This window comes from Phocaeicola acetigenes (assembly GCF_027529745.1).
Taxonomy (GTDB): Bacteria; Bacteroidota; Bacteroidia; order Bacteroidales; family Bacteroidaceae; genus Phocaeicola; species Phocaeicola acetigenes.
Genome location: NZ_JAPZVM010000033.1, coordinates 1 through 405 on the forward strand (window position 1 = coordinate 1; position 405 = coordinate 405).

Here is a 405-nt window from a genome sequence, read left to right on the forward strand (position 1 = left end):
GAACTCGCGACCCTAACCTTGGCAAGGTTATGCTCTACCAACTGAGCTATTTCCGCAATTTATCATTGTGTGAAGGAAATGAGACTCGAACTCACACGACATAACTGTCACCACCCCCTCAAAGTGGCGCGTCTACCAATTCCGCCATTCCTCCATAAAAAAGAGAAAGGATGTCTTTTTTTTGTGCCCAGAACAGGACTCGAACCTGCATGCCTCTCGACACACGCACCTGAAACGTGCGCGTCTACCAATTCCGCCACCTGGGCAATTTACGCACAACCTTTCTGCTTTCGAGCGGAAAACGAGACTCGAACTCGCGACCCTAACCTTGGCAAGGTTATGCTCTACCAACTGAGCTATTTCCGCAATTTGTATCAAAATGTTTTTGAGCGGAAAACGAGACTC

3 tRNA genes are annotated in these 405 nt (G+C 48.1%); all 3 read right to left on the reverse strand.

The window, feature by feature from the left end:
• Positions 1-70 precede the first annotated feature (70 nt).
• The 3 genes from O6P32_RS13585 to O6P32_RS13595 all read right to left on the reverse strand — a co-directional run bounded on the left by O6P32_RS13585 (position 71) and on the right by O6P32_RS13595 (position 366).
• Positions 71-154: transfer RNA gene (locus tag O6P32_RS13585), tRNA-Leu, on the reverse strand.
• 30 nt (positions 155-184) lie between these two features.
• A tRNA-Leu gene (locus O6P32_RS13590) sits at positions 185-266 on the reverse strand.
• A 27-nt stretch (positions 267-293) separates the two neighbouring features.
• A tRNA-Gly gene (locus O6P32_RS13595) sits at positions 294-366 on the reverse strand.
• Between the last annotated feature and the right edge of the window lie 39 nt (positions 367-405).